Here is a 1702-nt window from a genome sequence, read left to right as displayed (position 1 = left end):
GAATATAGTAGGCTTAATTGAAGGTAGTGATCCACAATTAAAAAACGAATATATTGTTATTGGTGCACATTATGATCATCTTGGGATGGGTGGAGCATCTTCCAAAAAACCAGATACCGTAGCCGTTCACCCTGGTGCAGACGATAATGCCAGTGGTACAGCAGCACTTTTAGAAATCTCGGAGAAATTAGCGGCAAACAAAGCCTCCTTAAAGCGCAGTATCATTATTATTGCTTTTAGCGCTGAAGAACAAGGCTTATTAGGATCAAAGTATTTTACCGAACATCCCCTGGTTCCTCTGTCTCAGATCAAATTAATGATTAACATGGATATGGTGGGTCGAATGAATAAAGAAAAGCATCTTTATATGGGAGGTGCAGCATCTTTTGATGGCGGAATGGAACTTATGAAAAGCTTAGGTCCGAAAATAGGAATCAACCCCATTGTAAATGCCTATGATGTGGGCGGATCGGATCATGTTTCCTTTTATAAAAAGAATATACCGGTATTAGGGTTTCATACAGGTGGGCATCCTCAATATCATACTCCTGAAGATGATCGGAAACTGATCAATATTGCTGATGAGAAATTGGTTTGTGATTATATCTATGAGGCACTGACCAGGATTGCGAACAGGAATGAGCCTATTCTTTTTGTTCCTGAAAAGAAGATGTAGAATCGCTATTCACTCAATCTCAACAAGGTGGTCACAGAAATAATAATAAAACCTACAAGCCCTGCAATCGCACGATGAGAAGGGCTTGTAGATTTTACAGGGATGTCAAAAACCAGCTACTTATTTCAAGACCGTGTCATAGATCTCATTTAAGAGGTTTTGCCTCATTTTTGAGTTCCTTTGGTTTAGAAGAATTATAATACCCCAATTTTTAGCCCTATTGTAACATATGATGGAAGATTGCCCCATGGAGTCTCCTGATTTTGAATAAATGGTGTTTTTATCGTCTGTTACGATATTTAGTCCTAATCCCATTTCTCTTTTCTCATCTTTATAAAAGAGTTTCTCGGTAATTACAGCCGCTTTTCCTATTGAAGTTTCTTGATCCAGGACTGCCTTTAAATACTTAACCATATCAGAAGCGCTAGATTTTATTAATCCTGCAGGTGCTGTAATGTTCCATTTAAAGAATTCCTGACTACCACCATTGGGATTCTGACCAGTTGTTCTGTTTTTTACATTAAAATCTTTCGTGAATGTATTTGTTAGCTTTAAAGGTTCTATTATTTTTCCACTGATAATTTCATCATAACTCTTGTTGTACACTTTTTCTAATATCTGTCCGAGCAAAGTATATCCTATTGTAGAATAACGATAATGACCATAATCTATTAGTTCAGTACAATTATTGATGATATCACTCAATGTTTTCTGGGTTACACCATTTACTGGTTGCTGCGGATCCAATTCTATCAACTTTGCAAAATCTATATCAGGCAAACCAGATTGATGAGACGCGAGGTCTGAAATTTTTATTTTGTTTCTAAGATTTTTTTGCAACAGATACGCTTTAGGAAGGAACCCGTCGATATAATCATCCGTTTTAATTTTATGATCATCAACAGCTTGCGCAATTAAATCTGAAGTTATAATTTTAGTAATAGATGCAATTTCGAATATGGAATTTTTATTAATTTCAATTTGACTTTCTGCATCCAATTTACCGTAGGCTGTATAATATTCTTC

General features: G+C 36.0%; 2 protein-coding genes. One reads left to right on the top strand and one right to left on the bottom strand.

What is annotated here, in order from left to right; translation table 11 throughout:
* A partial coding sequence (locus tag DBR11_RS27585) for a M28 family metallopeptidase (RefSeq protein WP_199233985.1) occupies positions 1–676 on the top strand: 676 nt, incomplete at its 5' end.
* A gap of 120 nt (positions 677–796) precedes the next feature.
* Here the strand turns inward: DBR11_RS27585 and DBR11_RS27580 are convergent.
* Positions 797–1702 (bottom strand): serine hydrolase (locus DBR11_RS27580; protein WP_108555757.1); only part of this gene is annotated, 906 nt, incomplete at its 5' end.

It is taken from the genome of Pedobacter sp. HMWF019 (genome assembly GCF_003061025.1).
Classification (GTDB): domain Bacteria; phylum Bacteroidota; class Bacteroidia; order Sphingobacteriales; family Sphingobacteriaceae; genus Pedobacter.
This window is presented reverse-complemented; position numbering and strand designations above follow the sequence as displayed.